General features: G+C 56.8%; 26 protein-coding genes. All 26 read left to right on the forward strand.

The features are described 5' to 3' along the window. Window positions 1-48: 48 nt before the first annotated feature. The 26 genes from VRZ32_RS01145 (at window position 49) to VRZ32_RS01270 (ending at window position 23956) form a co-directional block, all read left to right on the forward strand. On the forward strand, window positions 49-369 hold the full coding sequence (locus VRZ32_RS01145) for a hypothetical protein (protein WP_414523608.1): 321 nt from the start codon (window positions 49-51) through the stop codon (window positions 367-369). A gap of 2 nt (window positions 370-371) precedes the next feature. Further along, complete coding sequence (locus tag VRZ32_RS01150; protein ID WP_414523609.1) at window positions 372-1550, forward strand: CHC2 zinc finger domain-containing protein; 1179 nt, start codon at window positions 372-374, stop codon at window positions 1548-1550. Next, complete coding sequence (locus VRZ32_RS01155; RefSeq protein ID WP_414523610.1) at window positions 1540-3024, forward strand: primase-helicase family protein; 1485 nt, start codon at window positions 1540-1542, stop codon at window positions 3022-3024. The genes VRZ32_RS01150 and VRZ32_RS01155 overlap by 11 nt, the downstream gene beginning before the upstream one ends. Before the next feature lie 306 nt (window positions 3025-3330). Beyond that, on the forward strand, window positions 3331-4176 hold the full coding sequence (locus VRZ32_RS01160; protein WP_414523611.1) for a hypothetical protein: 846 nt from the start codon (window positions 3331-3333) through the stop codon (window positions 4174-4176). A 124-nt stretch (window positions 4177-4300) separates the two neighbouring features. Beyond that, the gene (locus tag VRZ32_RS01165) at window positions 4301-4864 is read left to right on the forward strand and encodes a hypothetical protein (protein WP_414523612.1); all 564 of its coding nucleotides are present in this window, start codon (window positions 4301-4303) and stop codon (window positions 4862-4864) included. A 129-nt stretch (window positions 4865-4993) separates the two neighbouring features. After that, complete coding sequence (locus tag VRZ32_RS01170) at window positions 4994-5596, forward strand: hypothetical protein (RefSeq protein ID WP_414523613.1); 603 nt, start codon at window positions 4994-4996, stop codon at window positions 5594-5596. A 5-nt stretch (window positions 5597-5601) separates the two neighbouring features. Beyond that, the gene (locus VRZ32_RS01175) at window positions 5602-7605 is read left to right on the forward strand and encodes a phage terminase large subunit family protein (protein WP_414523614.1); all 2004 of its coding nucleotides are present in this window, start codon (window positions 5602-5604) and stop codon (window positions 7603-7605) included. Further along, window positions 7602-9197: a phage portal protein gene (locus tag VRZ32_RS01180; protein WP_414523615.1), complete on the forward strand. Its 1596-nt coding sequence runs from the start codon at window positions 7602-7604 to the stop codon at window positions 9195-9197. The genes VRZ32_RS01175 and VRZ32_RS01180 overlap by 4 nt, the downstream gene beginning before the upstream one ends. Beyond that, window positions 9194-9430: a hypothetical protein gene (locus tag VRZ32_RS01185; protein ID WP_414523616.1), complete on the forward strand. Its 237-nt coding sequence runs from the start codon at window positions 9194-9196 to the stop codon at window positions 9428-9430. The genes VRZ32_RS01180 and VRZ32_RS01185 overlap by 4 nt, the downstream gene beginning before the upstream one ends. Window positions 9431-9442: 12 nt before the next feature. Then, window positions 9443-10471, forward strand: coding sequence for a head maturation protease, ClpP-related (locus VRZ32_RS01190; RefSeq protein ID WP_414523617.1), 1029 nt, complete (start codon window positions 9443-9445; stop codon window positions 10469-10471). A gap of 37 nt (window positions 10472-10508) precedes the next feature. After that, a complete protein-coding gene (locus VRZ32_RS01195; protein ID WP_414523618.1) occupies window positions 10509-11159 on the forward strand; it encodes a head decoration protein in 651 nt (216 codons plus the stop codon). Between the two features lie 64 nt (window positions 11160-11223). Next, complete coding sequence (locus VRZ32_RS01200; protein WP_414523619.1) at window positions 11224-12267, forward strand: major capsid protein; 1044 nt, start codon at window positions 11224-11226, stop codon at window positions 12265-12267. An 11-nt stretch (window positions 12268-12278) separates the two neighbouring features. Next, on the forward strand, window positions 12279-12659 hold the full coding sequence (locus VRZ32_RS01205) for a hypothetical protein (RefSeq protein ID WP_414523620.1): 381 nt from the start codon (window positions 12279-12281) through the stop codon (window positions 12657-12659). After that, the gene (locus VRZ32_RS01210; protein WP_414523621.1) at window positions 12656-13525 is read left to right on the forward strand and encodes a hypothetical protein; all 870 of its coding nucleotides are present in this window, start codon (window positions 12656-12658) and stop codon (window positions 13523-13525) included. The genes VRZ32_RS01205 and VRZ32_RS01210 overlap by 4 nt, the downstream gene beginning before the upstream one ends. Further along, window positions 13522-14100: a phage baseplate assembly protein V gene (locus VRZ32_RS01215; RefSeq protein ID WP_414523622.1), complete on the forward strand. Its 579-nt coding sequence runs from the start codon at window positions 13522-13524 to the stop codon at window positions 14098-14100. Before VRZ32_RS01210 ends, VRZ32_RS01215 begins: the two co-directional genes overlap by 4 nt. A 146-nt stretch (window positions 14101-14246) precedes the next feature. Continuing rightward, a complete protein-coding gene (locus VRZ32_RS01220; protein ID WP_414523623.1) occupies window positions 14247-14840 on the forward strand; it encodes a DUF6088 family protein in 594 nt (197 codons plus the stop codon). Next, on the forward strand, window positions 14830-15771 hold the full coding sequence (locus VRZ32_RS01225; protein ID WP_414523624.1) for a nucleotidyl transferase AbiEii/AbiGii toxin family protein: 942 nt from the start codon (window positions 14830-14832) through the stop codon (window positions 15769-15771). Before VRZ32_RS01220 ends, VRZ32_RS01225 begins: the two co-directional genes overlap by 11 nt. Before the next feature lie 136 nt (window positions 15772-15907). After that, window positions 15908-16102: a hypothetical protein gene (locus VRZ32_RS01230; RefSeq protein WP_414523625.1), complete on the forward strand. Its 195-nt coding sequence runs from the start codon at window positions 15908-15910 to the stop codon at window positions 16100-16102. A gap of 2 nt (window positions 16103-16104) precedes the next feature. Then, a complete protein-coding gene (locus tag VRZ32_RS01235) occupies window positions 16105-16497 on the forward strand; it encodes a GPW/gp25 family protein (RefSeq protein WP_414523626.1) in 393 nt (130 codons plus the stop codon). Further along, window positions 16494-17468 (forward strand): baseplate J/gp47 family protein, encoded by a 975-nt coding sequence (locus tag VRZ32_RS01240; protein ID WP_414523627.1) that lies wholly within the window; start codon window positions 16494-16496, stop codon window positions 17466-17468. The genes VRZ32_RS01235 and VRZ32_RS01240 overlap by 4 nt, the downstream gene beginning before the upstream one ends. After that, a complete protein-coding gene (locus tag VRZ32_RS01245) occupies window positions 17452-18210 on the forward strand; it encodes a phage tail protein I (protein ID WP_414523628.1) in 759 nt (252 codons plus the stop codon). The genes VRZ32_RS01240 and VRZ32_RS01245 overlap by 17 nt, the downstream gene beginning before the upstream one ends. A gap of 2 nt (window positions 18211-18212) precedes the next feature. Next, the gene (locus VRZ32_RS01250; protein ID WP_414523629.1) at window positions 18213-19709 is read left to right on the forward strand and encodes a phage tail protein; all 1497 of its coding nucleotides are present in this window, start codon (window positions 18213-18215) and stop codon (window positions 19707-19709) included. 5 nt (window positions 19710-19714) lie between these two features. Further along, window positions 19715-21067, forward strand: coding sequence for a hypothetical protein (locus VRZ32_RS01255; protein WP_414523630.1), 1353 nt, complete (start codon window positions 19715-19717; stop codon window positions 21065-21067). A gap of 107 nt (window positions 21068-21174) precedes the next feature. Further along, on the forward strand, window positions 21175-21696 hold the full coding sequence (locus tag VRZ32_RS01260; protein WP_414523631.1) for a hypothetical protein: 522 nt from the start codon (window positions 21175-21177) through the stop codon (window positions 21694-21696). 66 nt (window positions 21697-21762) lie between these two features. Beyond that, window positions 21763-23427, forward strand: a complete 1665-nt coding sequence (locus tag VRZ32_RS01265; RefSeq protein ID WP_414523632.1) for a phage tail sheath subtilisin-like domain-containing protein — start codon at window positions 21763-21765, stop codon at window positions 23425-23427. 19 nt (window positions 23428-23446) lie between these two features. Then, on the forward strand, window positions 23447-23956 hold the full coding sequence (locus VRZ32_RS01270; RefSeq protein ID WP_414523633.1) for a phage major tail tube protein: 510 nt from the start codon (window positions 23447-23449) through the stop codon (window positions 23954-23956). Window positions 23957-23972: the final 16 nt, after the last annotated feature.

A 23972-nucleotide genomic window follows, 5' to 3' on the forward strand; every position in this document is an offset into this window, starting at 1 on the left:
ATCCCATGATGCGTAAAGCATCTGAATTGCATGGCACGAGGTAGTCCCATGGCAGGAATGACCTCGCTTGCATTCATAACAAGGGTGCTGGCTCGCCGCGAATATCGCCAGCGGGTGGTTGCGCATCTGAAGATGCTCAAACGCGCCCATCGTTCTCATGCGCAGGACCTTACGCTTTCAGAGGAAGAGCGTGTGTATCATGACATTGCCAGTCGTGATTGCCAGGTTCTGGCAGATCTCTACCGGCGGGCGGAGCATCCGTATCAGAATGTTGAGGAAAGCTGGCAGGATACCTTCAAGTGGCGTCCACCGTTAAGGGTTTCAGATGGCCCGTTTTCTTCGCCTGCTGAACTGTGCGTGGAGAGTTGATCATGGCTCGCATTCCCGATGCCGTGCTCGATGATCTGCGCGCACGCAATCCGGTACATGAAGTTGCTGGCCGCTATGTAGCGCTGCGCAACAAAGGCAACCGCTGGGTTGGTCCTTGCCCGATTTGCTCGAGCAACACTTCTTCGCGCACAGCGTGTCGCTTTGAAGCGAGTGCTGACAAGTGGGTTTGTGCTGTCTGCTGTGATGGTGGCGACGTAATACGCCTGATCGAGTGCATCGAGGGTCGGGGCTTTCGCGAAGCAGTTGAGGCTTTGGTGGGTGATGCAGAACCGGATCCTGCTGAGGCGTCACGGCGGGCAGCTGAACGTGCCAAGCGTAAGGAGATGGATGAGCGTGAGGTTGCTGAACGGCGGGAAAAGGAGAGGACACGTTGCCGGGATATCTGGAGAAGCGGTATAGCGTGTCTCCCCGGCTCATCAGCTGCTACTTATCTGCAATTGCGCGGCCTCAATGTGCCGGATACGCGATCTCTGCGGTTTGTGCTTGAGGTGCCGTATTTCCATCCTGGACCAGATGGCAAGGCGCGACTGATTTATAGTGGCCCTGCAATGCTTGCGGCTATTCAGGATGCTATATGTATTTTTCGCGGTTTGCATATCACCTGGATCGATCTGGACCAACCTGATGGCAAGGCATTGATCGTTGATCCTGAGACCGGCGAGCAATTGCCTGCGAAGAAAGTGCGTGGCGTCAAACAGGGCAATGCCATCAGGTTGATATCCGGTTGCGAAAGTCCTTCCCGGCTGGTGCTGGGAGAGGGCGTTGAGACGGTTCTATCACCATGGACGGCCATGCATCGCGCGGGGCATGACCTTTCGCAGACAGCATTCTGGTCCTCAGTTGATCTAGGCAACCTTGGCGGACGAGCATTGGAGACGGTGCCGCATCCGGTCGAAACTGGCCGTAATGGCGCGCCACGTCGCATGCCCGGACCGGTGCCTGATATGTCGGTTGCCGGAATGGCCATTCCTGACAGCGTGACCGATATCGTGTTGCTCGGCGATGGCGACAGTGATCGTTTCCTGACCGGGACAACCCTGCGTCGCGCAGCACAAAGATTTGCAGCTCCGGGGCGTACCATTCGTCTGGCATGGGCACGTGACGGGTATGACTTCAATGACATGCTGAGAAATGCTGTGGAGGCAAAGCATGAGCAATGACGCCATCCACGCTATAGCAGCTGCCATCGAGCATGCCGAAATAATCTATGACGGGAGCCACGCCCTGAAAGAGACCGGCCTGACAGGGGTGGAGAGCCTTTCGCACAAGGCTCCAACAACTCCCAAAACGCGCCCTGCAAAGCCGCGAACCTTTGGCTACAGCGTTGATGAAATCAACCGCGAGCATGCGCTTGTGCTGATGGGGTCGAAGGCGGTCGTGTATCTGGAGCAACCCGATGCGCCTGTCGAGGACCAGCAGCGAGTGCTGACGCTGGAGGCCTTTCGCGCGTGGTTTTCCAACCGCTGGACGGAAATCCGTGGTGGCGACGGCAAGATCAAACCCATGACCTGGGCCAATGCATGGCTGGGCGATAAGGGGCGGCGCAGCTATCGCGGTATCGAGTTTTATCCGGATACCAATAACGCCAAAGGTCGGTCGGATTATCTCAATCTGTGGTCTGGGTGGTCGGTGAAGCCGGTGCCAAAAGATAACGGCTATGCGGTATTTCGCGATCACCTGCTGAACAACGTCTGCCAGAGTAACGAGGCGACGTTTCAATGGGTGTTCGGCTTCTTCGCCCACATGGTGCAACGCCCGCGTGAACGCCTTGGTGTCGCGCTGGTGATGCGTGGGCGCATGGGGTCTGGCAAGACCAAGGTTGGTGAGGTCTTTGGCTCGCTTTGTCCTCGACACTATTTCCTGGTCGATGATCCGCGCTATGTCGTGGGGCAGTTCAACGCGCATATGGCGTCATGTCTTTTGCTGCAGGCTGATGAAGCTGTTTGGGCAGGTGACAAGGCAGCCGAGGGGCGCTTGAAAGGCCTCGTGACGTCGCCGTTTCAGCAGATCGAGGCCAAGGGTGTTGATCCGATCAGGCTCACCAATTACCTGCGGCTGATCATGACCTCGAACGAGGGCTGGGTGATCCCGGCGGGCATGGATGAGCGCCGTTTTTGCGTGCTGGATGTCGATCCGCGCTGTGCCCAGAACCACGATTATTTCCGGGAGATGGAAGAAGAGCTGAACAATGGCGGGCGCGAGGCTCTGCTTGCAGATCTGATGGCATTTGATCTTGAAAGCGTGAACCTTCGCCAGATCCCGCGTACGGAAGCGCTGCTTGAGCAGAAGGTACGTTCGTTCGATAGCGTCGAGATGTGGTGGTACGAAGCTCTAATGCGCGGGGCCGTCACCCGCGATGGCGAGACGTGGCCTGCCAGTGTGCAAAAGTCCGTGCTGGTGGATGACTATATCGCTGCGGCCGAGCGTATCGGCATCCGTCGCAAGGCGGCTGAAACAGAGCTCGGCATGAAGCTCTTAAAGCTCGTACCAGGGCTGGAAAGTCGCAAGATCAGCGTGATTGATGAAACGGGTGTCTCGCGCCGACGAAATTGCTTCATTTTACCCTCACTGGAAGAGTGTCGTACTGCCTATGCGCAAGCATTGCAGCAGTCAGTGGCATGGCAGGAAACCTGACCACGGGAGAGACCGGGTATGAAGGGGTATACTGTCCAACCTGAGGTTAGACGGTCATGATGAGGTTGGACAGAAATTCGTTTTTAATATCAAAGGCGCGTCCAACCTGTCTAACCTTTCCAACCTTTTCTCGCGTGCACGCGCGCGAATCTGGCCCCGACAGGTACCGCTCTCGCAGTGCCAAAATCTGCAAATGAGGTTAGACAGGTTTGACAGGTTGGACAATAGCAATCGGATCAACAGCTTATCACCTGTCCAACCTATCATTTTAAATAACAGTAGGTTGGACAGGTTGGATAAAAGCTTATGGGGGAAGCCATGCGGGTTATGGGCATTGAACAGGCATTGCGTTGGGCGTACGTGGATGAGCTGCCAAAAGCGCCGTCATTGAGTGAGCGGCTGACACCAGCCAAATGGCCGCGTGGCTGGGAAAGCGTCGAGCACTTCGGTGATTACCTGGCGCTGGTTGATATATCGCCGCGTCCCGAAAACGCCTTCGGACTTGCGCCGGATTTCTCCGGAACGGATGTACCGCATGAGGATGCCGTGCGTATCCATGAGGCGGTGACTGAGCTGAACAGCTGCCCCGTGGCGGTGCCGGAAGGCTGGGATCCATTGTCGGATATGGCCGACCTCGGCGCACTGGGACGTGAGGCTGTTGAGCAGGCGCTTGAACGGATTGCACCTGTGGAGAGCAATGGCGAGCGCTGGATGAAGGCAAGGCCAGCTGCGCTCATCCAGCGCCATGCCATTCTGGGTGGCACACCGGACTGGGAAGGCTATCCGATCAGGCGGCGGATTGTGACATCGCTTAATGGCGAGCCGCTATGGTTCAGGCTTGAAGAGGTGGAAGTCTCACCGGCTGATGACAAGCTCGGTATTGCGGCTGAATATATCACGGTTGAGGTGGATGGCTTTAACCGTTCAGCGCGTCGTCCGTACAGGGATGCTTACCGGAAAGAGGAGCTCTATCCTGATCCCGCGCACTTGATCATGCACCGTGCCGAATACGAAATCTGGCACCAGTCGCTTGAGCGCCTAACGGAGGTGCTTGCGGACAAGCTGGAAACAATCATCGTTACGCCAACAAGCTGCCTGCAAAGACCATGGGAAATGATTCATGCACATGATCTGTGCGATGCCGAATTTTAAAAACCCCGCAAAAATTTGACATGCGACGTGAGCTTGACATAGCTTCATCCATGGTGAGAAGCCACAAAGAAGAGATAACCTCGCAGCCGCCGGACGCGAGGTTTTTTGTTGTCCGGAGCCTGCCATGCGCCTGATCATCACAACTGATGGCGTGCTGGAGCGTTTCAGCAACCAGCTGGGTGCACTGGGCAAGAAAGCTCCTCTGGCCATGCAGCGTGCATTGGCAAGGACAGGCGATAGTGCTCGTAAACAGGTCGTGCGTGCGCTCGCGCAGCAAACCGGCTTGCCGCAAAAGCGGGTGATCCATCGGGCTGTGCAGATCAAGCGGCCGCACTTTGGTGATCTGTCCTACATGATGACCACTCGCGGTGGTGATATCCGGCTCAAATATTTCAGGGCGCGGGAGACCCGCAAGGGCGTTGCCGCTTCTCCATGGGGAGAGCGCAAGGTGTTTGCAGGCACGTTCACGCGTGCAGGCTGGGTCTGGAAGAAGCGCATCATCAAATCAAACTGGAACAGGCAGGTCTTTCGCAGAACAGGCGAGGGCCAGTTTGAGGCCGTGCGCTCCGGCGTCATCATTCCGGTCGAGATGGTCAAGGGCGAGACCGTGCAGGCATGGCGCTCGGCAATCGATCGCAATCTTGAGCAGCGACTGCGCCATGAGATCGGGCGATTGCTTCCCCGTTGACGTCCCCCGGTTCGGGTCCCTTTTGGCACCCCCGGCCGTCTGCGGGCAGGAAAGCGCCCGAGGTTCCGGCAGATATGCCTCAAATCGAAGCCTAAAGTCGGGGCTAAAGTTAAAATCAGGATTTTAGCGATGACAGAACAATCTGATGTCGTCAGCAAATCCCGGTTTGCGATGCTGTGCGGTGTCTCACCCGGTCGGGTGACGCAATGGATATCGGAGGGCAAGATCGATGCCGCCGGGCTGGAGGGCGAAGGTCGCAGCGCCAGAATCCGGGTAAAGCCTGCTTCGGAGCAATTGAGGTTGAGGCTCGGCACCAGCCAACGCTATGGCCTCAATGGCCTTGGCACAAGACTGCCGGAGGAGAGCGGCGAAGCACCGGTACATCAACCTCTATCGGTTGAAGCAAGAATTGCTGCCGAGAAGCTCGCGCAAGCCGAGATGACGACCGCGCGTATGCAGCGCGAGGAAATGGCCGCACGCGGGATTTATACCTTATCGAAAGATGCACAGGTCGAGATGACGCGACTGGCCGGATCGATGCTGACAATCTTTGAAGGGGCTTTGCCGGATTTTGCATCTGCAATTGCGGGCCAGTTTGAGCTGCAATCTCGTGACGTGCTGCATCTGCTGCGTCAGCAGTTCCGGGAAGTGCGCGAACGGGCGGCATCAAACTGCAGGCAGGAGGTGCAAAACATACCCGAATTTATCGAAGCTGCAGACGAGATGGAGTAACAATCATGCCGGTTGTTCTTGCGAATGCGGCGCGTCTCGCCCGCCTTGCAATGGCGCAAATATTGCAGCCTCCGCCACCTGTTGATTTTGAGGAATGGGCCACCAGCAATATTGTCTTTGATGAACGCGAGTCTCCGCTGGCTGGGCCTTACAATCCGAATGCGTTTCCGTACTTTTCAGAGATTTTACGCGCACTGGGACCTGATGATCCATGCCGCTTCGTGACCTTTGCCAAGTCGGCGCAGTTGGGCGGTACGGTGCTGGCCAACATCTTTGTGCTGGGCGCAAGTCATATGGCCCCGAGCAATATCCTTTACGTCCATCCGACTGAGGATAATGCGCGTCGCTGGAGCCGGATGAAGCTGGCGCCGATGTTGATGAACACGCGGGTGATGCGGAGCGTCTTCTCGTCGAAGTCACGCGACGGTGCGGATAGCGTTTTCTACAAGGAAAGAATGGATGGACGTGGGGCCATCCTGATCTCGGGGGCGAACTCGCCAGCCTCGCTGTCGATGATCTCGATCCGCAGGCAGGTGCAGGATGACCTGTCGAAGTGGGATATCAACGCGGCGGGTGATCCTGAGCAGCAGGCGGACAGCCGTTCGCGCGCAGAGGAATTTGCTAAGGTCTTCAAGATCTCGACGCCAATGGTTGCGCCCGGCTGCCGGATCACGCGGAACTTTCTGGCTGGTTCGCAGGAACACTTCGAGGTGCCATGCCCGCATTGCGACGAATATCAGACGCTCGACTGGGAGAATTTCCAGGAGACGATTGACGACAAGCATCCCGAGAAGGCCAGCTTTACCTGCAAGGCATGTGGCGCGCTGATCATGGAGCATAACCGCCCTGATATGCTACGCCGTGGCAGATGGGTTGCGCGCAATCCGCAGGCTGGTCGCGAGCATCGCTCGTTCTACCTGTGGTCGGCTTATTCGCCCCTGCAGAGCTTTGAACGTATCGCAAGGGAATATCTGAAAGCGCAGGGTGATCCTGCTGCTGAGCAGGTGTTTCTGAACGACACCGTCGGCAAGGCCTATCAGGCGCAAGGTGAAGCGCCGCCGTGGGAGATGTTGCGCCAACGCGCGGATGATACCGGGCACAAGCGCAGCACCATCCCGGTGGGCGGACTTGTGGTCACGGTGGGTGTCGACTGCCAGAAGGATTTCGTGGCGTGGCAGGCTGTCGCGTGGTCTCGTGATGGCAGACGGTTCGTCATCGATCACGGCATCATCAACGGACACATCAGCGAGCAGGAATGCCGCGATGGGCTTGATGATCTGCTTAAATCAACCTGGCGCAATGCTGCGGGTCGCGCCATTGGCATCGACCGGCTGGCGATTGACGGCAACGACTCGACCGAAGACGTGTTTGGCTGGGCGCGGCGGCATCCGGTCTCAAAGGTAATCATGGTGCGTGGCGTCTATAGCGAGGCCGTGCCGCTGATTGCACTGGTGAAGAAAGAGCGGGATCGCAAGACGGGCAAGCTGCTGCGTTACTCGCGCCGCTTCTTCAACATCAACCAATCAGTGTTCAAGATGGGCCTTTATCGCAACCTCATGCGTGATGACCCGTTGGCGCGTGGTTACGTTGGCATTCCGAGCGGTCTGGCAGATGAGTACTTTCTGGAGCTGACGGCAGAACGGCGCAAGCCAGAGCGTCAGCGCGATGGCTTCATCAAGTATCGCTGGGTGAAGGTGCACCAGAAAAACGAGATGCTTGACACGATGGTGCAGGCGGAAGCGGCTGCAACACATTTCGGGGTGCGCGACTTTCTGGAGACCCGCTGGGACAGGCTTGAGGCTGAACGGGAGATGCCGTTGCCGGAAGCGCAACTTGATCTTGAAGATCATATGGCTGGTCTTGCCAGCGCGCGACCGCAGCCAAAGGCAAATGAGGCTGAGCCAGAGATCAGCACGGATCAAGAATTGCCTGAACCTGAAGTTGCAACACCTCAACCTCAACCCAAACCGCCTGCCAGGCAGCGGCAACGATGGAGCGCGTATCGATGACACGTCGCCGGTCTTCACGCACGAACAAGCCGGGCGCGAAGACGGCACCGGTGCGTGCGCAATATCTGCGCGGGGATCGCTCAGGCATCCTGCATATGCGCCGCGCGGTAACGCGCGATGGTGGGGTGAACGTTCGCGAAGCAGCAGAACGTGCATCTGCCCTTGCATGGGACTTCATGCAGAACTCTGGATGGCTTGCGGGTGCTGCTCAGCAGATCATCACCGACACCATCGGCAACGAGCTGCAATTGAGCTGCCGTCCGGATCTTGCTCGGCTTGGTTATCCGGATGCCGAAAAGTCTGCTTTCTGCAAACTGGTTGAAGCACGCTGGCGGCAGTTCGCATGGTCGCCGGAAGAGTGTGATCTGGCTGGCAAAGCGACGATCCCGGAGATACTCGACGGCGTTATCCGTTACTACCTGGCCGGGGGCGAGGCGATTGGTGTGCTGGATTATCTCCCAGCTCGCCAGCGTGCGCTCTACGGGATCAAATCTGGCACCAAGATCTCGCTGGTTGCGCCGCACAGGCTCAAGCGTGAGACGCATGAGTTTTCCGGTCTCGATCAGGGCATCTTTCATGATAGCAATGGTCGCGCTACGCATTACCGGTTCTTGCGCCGGGAAGCCGGGATTGAGACAGAGGCAGATATTCCGGCATGGGACGGCAATGGCCTGCGCCGTGTGATCCATGTCATGGACCGTGGCGAAAACCCTGACAGTGTGCGAGGCATCTCGCCGCTTGCGCCCATCATGAAGGTTGCAGCGCAGTTCGATCAGCTGGCCGATGCAACGCTGGCAACTGCTCTCATGCAGACGATATTTGCTGCCACGATCAAAAGTCCGGAACCTTCAGTCGAGGCTTTTGAAGCGATCAGCGCACTTGAAGATGATGAACTGAAAGAGGATCTCTATTCGGTCTGGAGCCAGCGCATCGACAAGCTGAAAGAAGGCGGCGGCATCTCGATGAACGATCCTGCCCGGATCAATCATCTGGGGCCAGGTGAGGATTTCCAGATGCACACGGCGCAAACGCCCGGCAGCCAATATTTGCCCTTCTCACAAAATCTTCAGCGGGAGATGGCGCGTGCTCTTGGCGTGACCTTTGAGAGCCTGTCGATGGATCATTCCAATGCGACCTATTCTTCGGTGCGCATGGGAATTTCATCCGTCTGGCCGATTGTGGTGCGCCGTCGCGAGCGGATTGCAGCTCCTTTCTGTCAGGCGATCTATGAGAACTGGCTGGATGAGATGATCTTCACCGGGCAGATCCCGTTTAAGGGTGGCTATACGGCTTTTGCGGCCAATCGTTCTGCGGTCACCTGGACGGAATGGCAGGGACCAAGCCAGCCAACAGCGGACGATTACCGTTCGGCCATGGCTGCAAGAGTGCGGCTGGAGTCAGGTCTGTCATCGCTGGCGGATGAATGCGCATTGCAGGGCCGAAACTGGGAGGATGTCTCGCAACAGCGCGCCACTGAAAAGGCCTTGCTGCTGGAACAGGGGCTGCCAATTCCTTTTGAACGCATGACGGGTGGTGCTGGTCCAAATGGCATGGCGGCAGATGGCCAACGCGAACCAGCGAAGGTGGAATGATGATCGACTGGTGCGAGAAGGCCAGCAAGCTGCGCGAGCGCTACGAGGCGTTGCGCGATGGCGAAGGTCTATCAGAAGCGCGCTTCGGTGAAGACAACGTCAAATATACCAAAGCCGATATGGGGCTACTGCTGGCGGACCTGCGTGAAGCCGAGCGCCTTTGCGCTGAACAACAGGGCGTAAGGCCGCGTCGCAGGCGCTTTGCCGCAACTGGCCGGATGCGTCCATACTGAGGATAGAAAACAATGCCGATTTATCAGGACGGCGCACTGCATCTCTATGGTGTGGTGGGTGAGAACTATTGGGGCGAGGGCTTTACTGCGCTTCAGGTTGTTGAAGCGTTGGCCGGTCATGGTCGCGACAACGACATCACGGTGCGTGTCAATTCTGGCGGAGGCATCGCGTCCGAAGGTATCGCGATCTTCAACGCACTCACCGCGCATAAAGGCCGGGTGCGGATTGAGGTTGATGCGATTGCCGCGTCTGCTGCCTCCATCATCGCTATGGCTGGGGATGACATTGTGATGCGCTCTGGTGCGCTGATGATGATCCATGATCCAGCAAGCTTTAGCGTTGGCACTGCCGATGATCACGAAAAGCAACGCGATCTGCTCGACAAGATCGGCACCCAGATGGCGGCAATCTACGCGGATCGAAGCGGGCAGCAGGCCAGTGATGTTCGCGCCGCCATGAAGCAGGAGCTTTGGCTCACGCCATCGGAAGCAGTTGAGCTGGGTTATGCCACTGATGCCGAGGAAGAGCGGGCGCTTGCGTGGGCCGCATTCGATTATCGCATCTATGCGCAGGCACCGGCACCGCTTACCGCGCTGGCCAAGTCGCGGCGCTGGACGCTTCCCAAAAACAACGCACCACCTGCGGCCAAGGCCACAGCCAAGACCGCAACCAGACAGCAGGAGAAAGCCATGTCAGGCATCACGCCAGCGGCATCCGAGACCGTTGATATCGACACCATCCGTATGCAGGCAGCAAGTGATGCTGTTCGCGCCTATCGCGATCGCCGCACAGCCGTGTTGGCGCTTGATGAAGCCAAAGGCCGCGAAAAGCTTGCTGAGGCGCTGCTGGATACGGAATTGCCGGTTGAGCAGATCAAGGCAGCTCTTGGGGCGGCACCGGTTGCATCAGATGCGACTGCTCCAGATGCCAATGCTTACGAGGCAGCGCGCGCAGTAGGGGCGGGGCTTTCATCGCAGCCGCCGGTTGCTCGTGGCGACCACGGCTGGAGCAAGGTCATCTCCCGCATTAATGGCCGATAAGCCAACCACAACACAATTCTGAATAAGAGGATTTGCCATGACAAGGTTTACTGAAGCGCGCCATCCAGGCGAGTTCCTGATTTCGGAAGCAAGCGGTAACCGCTCGCGCGATGCTATTGTGATTGCAGCTGAGCAGTCCATTCAGCCTGGTCAGGTGTTGGCGGGCCGCGCTGTGCCAGCGAATGTCAATGCAGTGGCTTCTGTCGCTTCAGGTAATACCGGCAACGCGACAATTGTGCTTGCAAGCCCTGCCGTATCAGCTGCTGTGAAGCCCGGCATATACCGTGGCATCGCGACAGCCGCAACCAGCGTGAAGTGGGAAGACCCGGATGGCATTGCCATCGGAAACTCCACTCACGGCACCGCTTTCAACAAGGCAGTAAAGTTCACCATCGCGGCAGGCGGTACTGCCACTGTCGTGGGCGATGTCTTTGAAGTCGCGGTGAGCATCGGCGCTGGTGATCTTGAGTATGCTGCCTACGATCCAGCCGTTGACGGTGTTGATGCTGTCCGTGCGGTTGCCTTCTACGGTGCAGAGACGGGTGTCGGTGAGACAGCGCCGATCACTGCCATCACCCGCGATGCGGAAGTCGCAGGTGTTTGTCTGGAGTTCCTGCCTGCTGTGACAGCAAATCAGCGCGCGGAGGCAAATGCTTCATTAAGAGCATCCGGCATCATCGTACGCTGACCAGGCCATAACATTCCTGACCGTTTTTCACCCGCTTTAAGCGGGTTTTTTTATGGAGCGAGCCATGCTCGACATCTTCGCAACCAATCCGGCATTCAGCGTCACGTCGCTGACGGATGCCGTCAATGAAATAGCCGTCCGTCCTGGCCGCCTCGGGCAGTTGGGCCTGTTCAGCGCAACCTCTGTCACCACGCTGACGATCTCGCTTGAGCGCATCGGCGACACCATCCAGCTTGTTGCACCATCACCGCGCGGTGCACCGGGTGAAGTGCGTGACTTGCCAAAGCGCTCCATCGAGAGCCTTTCCATTCCCCACTTCCAGCGAGACTGGAGTGTGGTGGCTGATGAAGTGCAGGGCATCCGCGCCTATGGAAGTGAAACGGCCCTACAGACCGTGCAAGGAATCGTTGGGCAGAAAATCGCCGTCAACGTGGCGGATCTCGATCTCACCGATGAATATTCGCGCATTGGCGCCATTCAGGGCATCGTCACCTACAAGGGCGGTGAGACGCTAAACCTCTTCAACAAGTTCGGCGTGTCACAGCCTGCTGAAGAGGACTTCGATCTGGATAATGCCAATCCGGACGAGGGCATTCTGCGCAAGAAGTGCGTTGCTTTCATACGCAAGACACGGGCAGCTCTTGGTGGTGTGCCATTCTCCTATCTGCATGCATTTGTTGGCGATAATTTCTTTGATGATCTGCTTTCTCACCCTGAAGTACGTGAGACATACAAGGGCTGGTCCGAGGCACAGATCTTGCGGGAAAGCTACATCGGCAAGAACCGAGCGGACAATCCGATGTTCGAGTTCGGTGGCATCGTCTGGGAAAACTACGGTGCGATCACTAATGAAGACAACGGAGACGACGGGGCCTTGCTCGGCATCCAGACCAACAGCGCGAAGTTCGTGCCTGTTGGTGTGCCGGGGCTGTTCCGCACCTACTACGCACCAGCCGATTACATCGAGACCGTTAACACGCTGGGTCAGCGCCTTTATGCCAAGCAATGGCCGATGCAGAACGGCAAGGGCATCCATGGCGAGGTGCAGACGAACGCCCTGCATATCGTAACCCGTCCTGGCGCATTGCTGCGCGCCAAGCGCACCTGATGGTGTGAACCATGAAGCCCGCGCGCTTCCACGACATCCGTGACAAAGTGCTCGCGGGTGTCGATCGTATTTTTGCCGAGCCGGTGCGGCTGACATTCTTTGAAGGTAAGAAACCCGATCCATTCCGGCCAAAAATCGAGATCGAGGCCGTTTTGCGAACTGGTGGCGGAACGGTTTCAAATGTCTCAGGCGGACAGTCGCAGAGCTGGCGCACCCGCATCACGGCCCAGAAGGCCGAGCTGCACATCAACCGCGCCACCTACAGCGGGCCGGCTATCCGGCAGGGCGATATTGTGCGGGCACTCTCGCGACCTGGGGAGCCGCGCTTTGAGGTTCTGCACGTTGATGATCGTGGCCATTCACGGCTTGTAATCGAACTGGGGGAAGCATGAGCCTTGTCCGCATAGCGCTTCGCATCGCTGCAGTGCAGGCGTTGCGAGGGCGAACGCTCGTTGGTGATAATGTACTCGATAGTCAGATCGGTGCGCTTGATATGGCGGCCGATGGCTCGCTAAGTACCGATCAGAAAAAGCCTTGGATCGCAGTTTACACAGACGCTTCAAGCACGAAAGACAGTTTAACGGATGTCACCTTGCGAGCTCTTGCGCCAAACGGTGCAACACAGATCCTCATCGAAACAGGGCTGACTGCCGCTCACGTGGTGATTGATCCGGAGACGGAAGAAAGCACCGTCTACACGGGTATTCCTGATACGGATGATGCCTTCGAATTTCATGCCGATATTGTTGCTCGCCAAATTGCGGATGTCCTGACAGATCCAAATAATGCCTGGGCCGAGATCGTACGCGGTTTCATTCTGTCATTTCGTTCTGTTGAGCGCGTGCGGACCAGTGGCGACCAGAACGGTACAAGACTGGCCGCTCAACAAATCAGGATCACGGCTGATCTGGTGGTCGATCCATTGCGGGGTGAATCGTTAAAAGACGGATCACCTTTGAGGGCATTCTTCGACAAATGCGAAGCGGATTTGCGGGTGCCAAATCCCGCTTATCCAGATGAAAGTAATGAGCCAACCATTGTTGATCCTGTTATCGCCTCGACCCTGGCGTTGATGCGTGCACAGATCGAAATCGATGCTGCGCCTTATGACTGGCAGTCAGTTCAACGCCGGTTTGGCTTCACACGCCATGAAGCTGATGCTCTCATGATCGCGCCTCCGGCGGGTGTGCCAGGTGATGCAACGATCACGGATATTACACCACCAGATGCGCAGCCTGATAAGGGATTCCCAATATGAGCGATCTGGCGGCGCATTTTGCGAGGCTCAATTATCGCATAGCCGAGCTTGAGCGTCGCGACCGCAATCGCTCACGTATCGGCACGGTGCTGGAGGTTGATCCTGTAAAGGGACAAGCGCGCGTTGAGCTGGCAAACGGTTTTGTGTCTGATTGGATACCTTGGCAGGAGCAAGCTGCAGGTGCTGCCAGAACGCACTTTCCGCTCTCAATCGGGCAACAGGTGCGAGTTCGTTCGCAGAACGGCGATCTGACAGATGCCGAGATTGAGGCATCGCTGCCTTCAGACACGAACACGCGCCCTTCGCAAAAGGGGGATGAGTATGTGCTTCTCGAAGTTGGCAGTACTCGCATTGCCGTCAGCGACGGTGGAGCGACCGCTTCCATTACCGTTGGCAGCAGCACTCTCACGATCACAGATGGCAATATGATGCTTGAAGCTACTGAGATCACCCTCAAAGGTGCGGTCAAGATTGAAGGCGCATCCGTCACCCATAATGGCACAAACATTGGTGACACGCATATCCACGGTGGCGTCATGGCTGGGCCTGCTACCACAGGCGTTCCGGCAAATTAGAGAATATCAATCGTATAATTCTGTATGCAGAGCCAAAACGATTAATCATTATGATTGAATGTATTATGGATAGCTTTACATGAATTTTGTATAAAAATGTTTACATAAGAGCCAATTTTTCCTATGGTTGCCACTGAGGCAGGACCATGACGAAACTAAATGAATTACGCAAACATCTGAAGCCTGGCGGGGTTTACCGCCGCGATGAGCTGGCGCGTTGGTCAACTAACGTGGACAGGCATATCAAGGAGCTTTTGACAACGGAGGAGCTGGTAAGGCTTTCTGCGGGCCTTTACCTGCATCCAAAGCAAACCGCATTCGGTAAAGCTCCGGCAGATGATGCCAGCCTCGTTGCGGCATTCCTGAAGGATAAGATCTTCCTGATAACGTCGCCTAACGCCTATAACGCGCTGGGTGTGGGAGCGACGCAGCTTTATAATGAAACCGTCGTTTATAATCGCAAACGTCACGGGCGGTTTACGTTGGGCGGTCGTAGTTTTGATTTTCGTCGCAAGCAGTTTGTTCCCAAGAAACTGACAGAGGAGTTTCTGCTGGTTGATTTGGTGAACAACCTTAAGCAAGTGGCCGAGGATGAACAGCTTCTGCTTACACGTGTAAAGGAAAAAACCGCGAAACTTGACCGCAAGGTCCTTCGGCATATTGCTCATGAATTCGGTACGGTGCGAGCCCGTAAGTTTTTCGATGCCGTGACGACGGTGGCAACGCATCATGCCCCATGATTTTTTGCATAACCACAAGGATTTTCAGGACCTTATACGCATCGTGGCAAACAAACTGGGGATTGCCCCGGTGCTGGTCGAAAAAGACTACTGGATTATGCATTGTTTGTATGGCCTCCAGCAGCTTGGCCTGCGGTTTGAGCTTAAGGGCGGTACGTCGCTTTCGAAGGGCTTTGGCATAATCAATCGCTTCTCCGAGGATATTGATATTCGTATCGATCCGCCGGAGGGCATGGAAGTTAAGGCTGGTCGTAACCACGACAAGGACGCCCATGTAGAAAGTCGTCGTCGGTTTTATGATTGGCTACGCGATACGATCCGTATTGATGGCATCCACACGGTAGAACGCGACAACACCTTTGATGCCGAAAAACTTCGTAGCGCTGGCATCCGACTGCATTATCAGGACTTCATGGGCCTGATGCCCGGCATCAAGGATGGCATATTGCTGGAAGTCGGATTTGATGACGTAACACCCAATGCATCTATAACCATCAGCTCGTGGGCGTATGACTATGGGGCAGGCATGGTGCAGCTGACGGATAACCGTGCAGTGGGTGTGTTGTGCTATGACCCCGGTTATACGTTGGTGGAGAAGCTTCAGGCTATTTCCACGAAATTTCGCAAGCAACAGGAAACAGGTGCTTTTCCTGCAAACTTTCTGCGCCATTACTATGATGTGTTTTGCCTGCTCGGTGATCCCAAAGTGCAAAAATTCATCGGAACAACAGATTATTTCGCGCACAAGGAAAAACGTTTCCGCTCTGAAAATCGTAACATTACTATCAACGAAGCCTTCTGCCTGAATGACCCGGCCACTTTTGCCTCTTATGAAAACGCATATGAAGGCACCAGGTCACTCTATTATAGTGAGCGCCCGGCCTTCGCTGATATTCTGAAGCGCATCAAGGAATTCGCTGACAGGCTGTAATCCTTACAGGCGTAACAATAGCACCTAAATTCTAATCGGATCCAGCCAGGGATGGGCGGCAAGCTGTCCGGGGCTGGATTTTCTTTGCTTGCAGTCACCTGCTTAAGCCCGAAATTTCTCAAACATGGAGGGCATTATGCCCCTTTACGAAGTCAAAAAGACCGGCTGGCTGGCCGGAACGTATCGTCATGCCGGTGGCAAGGTTGAGCTCACGGAGGATAAGGCGAAGTACTTCCTACCGCCTCATGATGATCGCCTCGCATTCGTGCTGCCTGTTGTGCCGCAGATGCCTAAAGGTAAGGCGTCGAAGCCTGCCCTCAAGAAGGGCTGACCGTGGCAGATTCTGTCGGCTTTGACCGTGAGACAGGCGCAGTCATCACCGATTGGGAGCATGTCAGCCAGTCAATCGGATTGAGCCTCACCACCCCTCGCTTCACTCGGGTAATGCGACGCCTGTTTGGTTCTGATCTCACGGGCATGATTGATGCTCCGATGAACAGCCAGAACATGCTGCGCGTGATCCGCGCAGTGGCCGAGGCACTTCAGCAGCGCCTGATCGAGGGTCGTCAGTATGGCGAACCGCGGTTCAAGCTGGAAAAGGTGCAGGTCAACAGAGCCGAGGCCTCGGGGCGGCTGACGATTACGGTTCGCGGGAAATATCTGCCTCGCGGGCATTTGGGCGATACGACATCAGCAGGTAGCAGACAAACCGAGGTCAGGTTATGAGCCGCTTTGAGGATATTGATCTGGCTCGCCTCGGTGGTGTGCCGGATTTGTTTCCGGCAAATTATGAGGCTGAGGTGGATGCTATCCGCACAAGCTTCATTGCCCGCTGGAATGCCAAGCGTGCGATCAATCCTATGCTTCCTGCAGCTGATACGTTATTCCTTGAAAACAACTCCACACTCACACTGATTGAAGAATGCGCCTGGCGGGTGACGCTCGCCAAGCAGCAGTACAATGATGCTGTGCGTGCGGTGATGCTTGCCTCCACATGGGGCATTTATCTTGAGCATCGTGCATCAGAGTTTGGCCTCACAAGGCGAGTGCTTGATCCGGGTAATCCGCAGGCTGTGCCGCCGGTTCCTGCCATTAGGGAAAGCGATGAGGAGCTGCGCCGCCGTCGGCAGATGGCGGTTGAGGCTGTTAGTACGGCTGGTCCTTATGGAGCCTATATCTGGTGGGCACTTGAGGCGCATCCGCAGATCAAATCGGTTGCCGTTTATGGGCCTGAAAGTGGGCTTGTTGATCCAGGCGAAGTGCTGGTTATCGTGCTGGACAAGCGCGGCGATGGGACTGCACCACAGGCCGTGCTTGATGCAGTGAGCAGCAAGCTCTCAGCTGCAACCGTACGTCCTCTGACAGATCGGCCCGTATATGTCGAGGCTGCAGAGATTATCCTCTATGACGTTTCAGTCAAGCTGACCGTACTGCCGGGGCCGGATAATGAACTGATCCGTCAACGGGCTTTAGCGCGGGTCACGGCTCATGTCACTGATAGGCATAAGGCTGGAGCAACGGTGACCGTATCAGGTATCGCGGCGGCTGCCAGCATTGTCGATGACCAGGGCAAGGCGCTGATAGAGGAGGTCGAAGTAATCTCGCCTACTGCCAATATCGTGCCTGGCCCCAAGGAAGCTGCATTCGCGCAGTCGATTACCGTCACCACGGATGTGCTCAATGACCTTGTCCTATGATGACGGCAGCACGGTTGTTCCGCTTGTCATTGACGGAATTCCGATCACGATTGGTGTTAGCCCGCTTGGATTTGGCCGTAGGCCATGGGACGGGCGTCGGCAGCGCTCGTTGTTACCTGATCCAAGCGATTATGAGCATGCGCTGTCAGAAGCTTGTGCCGCAGCCTTTGCAGCGCTCCAGGATGCATGGAGCATCCCTAATGTTCTGAGCTGGGAACGTTGCCCTGCTGTCCTGCTCCCATGGCTTGCCTGGGAGTGGTCAGTTGATGAATGGCAGCGTGACTGGCCAGAAGTGACACAACGTGCGGTGATCGGCGCATCCTGGGGCTTTCATGCCGTCAAAGGTAGCGCCGGGGCCATGCAGATTGCCATAGGGGCACTTGGCTATGGAATAGAAGTCACGGAATGGTGGCAGGCTGTTCCGCCTCGTGATCCCTATACCTATCGCTACAAACTCACCTCGCCATTTGGCCGTCCATGGACGGACAGTGAAGTCAAAAGCATGGAGCGGATCTCGCTTCGGGCAAAGAATGTGCGCTCATGGCTTGAGGCGGTTGAGATGCGTGTTTCCGGGGTCAGCGTTCCCGTCTACTCCGGCGCGATTGTGCGTTCGCATATCCGGGTATCGCCTGTCACTGACCCCGTTACCCAACTTGATGCGCGTGCCTCGCTCTTCGCTGGCGTTGCCGTTCGCAGCCGCATGCGCGTCGTTATTACCGTTCAAGAAAAATCACAGGACTGACCATGGCCGCTAATGATTACCTGGGCGTGTTGACGCTTGTCGGGCAGCAGAAGCTCGCCGCTGCCATTGGCGGAACGCCACTGGCTCTGCAAACGATACGGGTGGGTGATGGCAATGGGGCCGAGATTACGCCTAATGAGACCATGGTCGATCTGGTGCACCGTGTCGGCAATGCCTATGGGGTGATGTCGAGCGGGTGCGATCCAGTCAATCTGCAGATGTGGCGTGTGACCGCAGTCATTCCGGAAGCTGACGGGCCATTCAACATCCGTGAGATCGGCGTGTTTGACGCGGATGGCGATCTCATTGCCATCGCTCGTCACCCCTTGGTGGAGAAGCGTGCGCCGGGGCAAGGTGCTGCCGTAGAGCTGACGACGGATATAGTGTTCCCGGTATCATCTACGGCGCAGATCACGGTGAACTTCTTGCCGGATGCTGGCGTGGATATCGCTCGCCTCATGCGTCCACCGTTCATTGCAGTCAACAGTGCGACAGTGAGGACGCCGCCTGCAATACCGGTACAGGGCGATCTCTATCTGGTGCCTGCTGCGCCAGCCGGGGCATGGTCTGGTTCTGTCGGCAAGTTGATGATGTGGAACGGTATCGTCTGGCGCATGGCAACCGCGCCAACCGGCTCAGTCGTCTGTGCATCTGATACAGGAATTTACTGGCGCAAAACCGCATCCGGCTGGACCGAATGGCATGCCACCACTGATGACAGGGGGCTGGTCGAGCTTGCCACCAATGCCGAGGTGCAGGCAGGCATCGATACAATACGGGCTGTATCACCGGCCAGTCTATCCGCCCGCACGGCAACCATTGACCGGACAGGTCTTGTTGAACTTGCAACCACATCCGAGGCTACGGCGGGAACGGATACAACACGCGCTGTAACGCCATCCGGTCTTGCGGCAGCCCTTCTCGCTATTCCCGAAGGCATCCATGTGATGACCTCATATGGCGTCTTCACCGTGCCAGCTGGCGTGACAAAAATCGATGTTGCGATTTGGGGCGGCGGCGGTGGCGGTGGAAGCACAGGCATAGGCGGTTCATCTGGTGGTGCTGGAGCTGGTGGCCATGCCCGCAAGCTGATCGCTGTCACGCCGGGCCAGCAGTTTACGGGCGTTGTCGGAGCAGGTGGTGCAGCTGGTGCACTCGGTGGTGGCGGCGGAACCGGCGGGAATACATCCTTCGGTCCCATGACAGCTTATGGCGGCAGCGGTGGTCGGCCCAATCCTTCCGGCGATGGTGGGCAGGGCGGCAGCGCGGCAGGTGGCGATATCAATTCCCGTGGTGGAGATGGTTCATCTGGAGCAGCTGGATCTGATGTTACGGGCGGTGCAGGAGGTGGTTCACCCTTCGGCGGCCCCGGCGGTGGAGCTGGGCACGGCATATCTGCTGGAGGTGCAATACCCGGTGGAGGTGGTGCAGGTGGTGGCAGTTCCTACAGCTCATCCGGTGGCGCAGGCGCTCCCGGTTTGATCATCATCAGATGGTGAACGTGATGACGAATAATGCACTTGATCTTGCTTCCCGTGATGATGTGCCCTTGCGGGAAAGCCTTCATGGCGATGAGCTGTTACCCGCGATTGACGGGGCGAGCCTTGTTGCGGTTCCACTGGCGGTTCTTGTCACAGCCGCTACGCCAGAACCGTTGCCGCCTCCAACTTGGGAAGATCTGGCAGACAAGCCGGATGCATTCCTGTCAATCGCGCATCAGCATGCAATTGCGGATGTTGTCGGGCTGGATGATGCTCTGGACGCGAAGGCTACTGTATCGACTGTTGCAGCCGTTGCCGAGGATCTGTCTGATCTGACAGGGAATGTCATTGATCTGACTGATGATGTATCAGATCTTGAACTGGTGGTTGCAGATAAGGCACCGCTAGCTTCTCCGGTGCTGACAGGCATTCCAGAAGCGCCCACCGCTGAAGCCGAAACCAGCACAACGCAAATTGCAACAACGGCATTTGTTACAACAGCAATTGCCGCAATACCCTCCGATGAGGTTGCATGGCCTGATATCACCGATAAGCCGGCAGACTTTACACCTTCCGAACATACACATGCGCTGGAGGATGTGGCGGGTCTCGCCGCTGCATTAGGCGACAAGGCCTCAGCCGATGATCTTGCATTGCTGGAGCTGGCAATCGATGGCAAGGCTTCGCTCGCGTCTCCTGCCTTCACCGGCTCGCCAACAGTACCCACTGCAAGCACTGGCACAAACACCACGCAGATCGCGACCACGGCTTTCACCTATGCGGCTTTGGCAGCACGTCCACAGGCCGGACTTCATATTATGACCGCATCCGGAAACTTCACGGTGCCATCCGGCGTCAGTTACATCGATGTTCAATTGTGGGGCGCTGGAGGTGGCGGAGGCGGTGTTGGCACCGTTGGCCAGTCTGCGGGCGGCGGCGGTGGAGGAGGTTACTGTCGTGCCAGACTCGCGGTTACATCCGGGCAAGTTCTCGCTGCCACTGTGGGCGCGGGAGGCTACAGCAACCCAGGTGGCGGAGGGGCAAATGGCGGCAATACGACATTCGGTGCTCTGGTTGCCAACGGCGGTGGGGGAGGTGGATCCAATCCGGTCGGCAGCGGTGGCATTGGTGGATCCGCGACTGGCGGCAGCATCAACATAAGCGGCGGTTATGGCGGGTCAGGCTCAGGAAACATTACGGGCGGTGCCCATGGCGGCAATGGCGGTAGCGCTGCATTCGGAGGTGCTGGCGCGGCCGTCACCACTTACACGGGCGGCCCCGGACAGTCTCCGGGCGGCGGCGGATCGGGCGGAGGAGGCGGAAACACCAACGCTGGTGGAAGTGGTGCCCAGGGCATGATTATCATTCGTTATTAGAGCGTAGCTCTGATGAAATCAGAGCTACGCTCTAACTTTTATGTTTTACCGCAACTTGCGTTCAATTTGATGATCAAATTGAGCGCAAACTGCTTTGGGGACAGACGATGCCAATTGCAGCAATTGTTGAACATGGAAAAGTAACCAATATCATCCTGCTTGAGACCCGTGAGGATGCCGCGCTCTTTAACGCAATCCCATGCGATGAAGGTGTCTCCATTGGCTGGAATTATAGCGATGATGTTTTCACAGCGCCTGTCTTGCCGCCAGTGGATCTCGATGCTCTGAAGGTCGCGCTGAAGGCTGCCGTTGATGCAGCAGCAGAAGTTGAGCGGCACAGATACATCACGTCCGGCAGCGGACAGGCTATGACCTATCAGGCGAAAGCTGCCGAAGCGCTGCGTTATGCTGATCCGGATGGCGCAGGTGAATATCCATTCCTGTCCATGGAAGTCGGGATAACAGGAGCCACGCTTGCTGATGTCGCAGGAGTTGTCCTGAATATGCATAACCAATGGCAGGCCATTGGGAGCCAAATCGAACAGGCGCGTCTGTCTGCCAAGGCGCAGATTGATGCGGCACCCGATGAAGCAACGGCGCGGGCTGTCGTGCCTATTTGGCCGTCCTGATCAACCAAATCACAGGTTCCAATTTGCACCCGCCTTGCGCGGGTTTTTTTATGGCTGGAGACCATTATGGCAGATATTTCATTCCACCACGGCACACGCGTTACAGAAAGCGGAGAAAACCCGGTTCTGATCAGGACCGATCAGTCAGCTGTTGTGTTTCTCATCGGCACTGCTCCCGATGCTGATCCAGCCGAGTGGCCTGAAGGTGAGACAGTCCTTCTTAAGGGCAGCCCCACAAAAGCGCGCACGCTTGGCAACACCGGCACCCTGAAGGCAGCAGTTGATGACATCTTCGATCAGCATGGGCCGCTCGTGTTCGTGCACCGTGTTGGTGAAGGTGTTGATGCGGCTGATACGCTGTCGCGCATTGTCGGTGACAGCACAGCGATGACAGGTGTTCATGCAGCGCTTGCCTGCGAAAGCAGGTTCGGACTGAAGCCTCGTATCCTGATTGCGCCAGGCTTTACCGCATCAACGCCGGTTGATGGCATTGCCAGTATCAATGTCACCAGTCAGGGGGCAGGTTATACCTCGGCCCCCACTGTGACGATCACGGGGCAGGGTGGGACGGGCGCAACCGCGACAGCGACATTGGCTTCTGATGCTGTGGCAACTGTGGCAGTGTCGGCTGGTGGTTCCGGCTACAAGACTGCCCCCACAGTGACCTTCACCGGCGATGGCACAGGTGTGCAGGCTGTTGCAACGGTTGTTGGTGGTGTCGTCACGGCTGTGACTGTCACTGAAGGCGGATCAGGTTACACATCTGCACCTACCATTGCCTTTAGCGGCGGAGGCGGAACAGGTGCGGTTGCCGAGGCTCTTGTCGAGGATGGCAAGATCACCGGCTTCATCATCCACAAGCCCGGCTTTGGCTACGTCAATCCGACTGTCGCCATTACCAGTGGTGGAGGTACCGGCGCTACAGCAACTGCTCATGCGGGCACAACCATCAATCCCGTTGTAGCTGAGCTGATGGGCGTGACGGAAAAGCTTCGTGCTGTTGCCTTTGTTGATGGGCCGGATACAACCGATGAGGCTGCAGTTGCCTACCGCAGTCTGATCAATAGCCAGCGCATCTACATCATTGATCCCAAGGTTCAGGTATGGGATACGGCTGCTAATGCCAACGTGCCGCGCCCTGCATCAGCAAGGTTTGCCGGAGTGCAATGCCGGGTTGATCGGCAGTTTGGGTTCTGGTGGTCGCTGTCCAACAAACCGATCAACGGTATCACGGGCATCACCCGCCCAGTCACCTATGGTGAGCAGGCGAATTACCTCAACGAGCGTGCTGTTGCCACGATCATCAATTTGAACGGCGAAGGCTACCGCACATGGGGAAACCGTGTCGCAACCGGTGATGACCTTTGGCAGTTCCTGTCCGTGCGCCGCACGGCAGACTTCATAAATGAAGCGATCGAGCGTGCCTATCTCGACTTCGTGGATCGGCCATTCTCGATGGCGAACCTCAAGCTCCTGATCGAAAGCGGCAATGCCTTCCTCAAGATGCTGCAGGCTGAAGGTGCGATTCTCGGCGGGCGTGTCTGGCTTGATCCTGAACGCAATACCAATGAGACCATGGCGCAAGGCCGCATAACGCTTGGCGTGGCCTTTGAGCCTCCGGCTCCTATGGAAGACATTCGCGTCATCGCTCACCGCGATATCACCTACTACGCTGTTCTGCGTGACCGCGTGCTGGCAGAAACCAGCGACGGCATTTTAAGCGCAGCTTGATAGATCAGGAGAAAGCACAATGGCATCTGAACAGCCGCGCCTTATTCTGCGCAACGCCACGATATTCGTGGATCGCATCTCCCGCGTCGGTCAGGCGCGGGAAGTAACCTTGCCGACACCGGAAGTGACGGTCGAGGAGTTCCGCAACGCGGGCATGATCAAGGCCCGCGACGTAAACCTCGGCTACGCCAAGCTTGAGGCATCATTTGTCGAAACCGCCTTTGATCCGGCAGTGATTGGCCTGTTTGGTCTGGCACCAGGCGTGGTGAAAGACTTCCTTGTCACGGGAGCGCTGGTTGATGAGGATGGCACCACGACTAGCGCCGTCGCGTATCTGCGCGGGTTCCTGCGCCAGTTTGATCCGGGCGCATGGGAAGCGGGCTCCAAGGCTGAAACCACGTTCAATCTGTCGGTGCATGAGTTCAAGCTGGAGATCGGCGGGCGCTCCATCATCGAGATGGATGACTTCGACATCAAGGTGAATGGCGTCAGTCAATATCAGAGCATTCGAAACGCACTGCTTCTCTGATCATTCACAACTCACA

Origin of the sequence: Pseudochelatococcus sp. G4_1912 (assembly GCF_047501465.1) — a bacterium.
Classification (GTDB): Bacteria; Pseudomonadota; Alphaproteobacteria; order Rhizobiales; family Beijerinckiaceae; genus Pseudochelatococcus.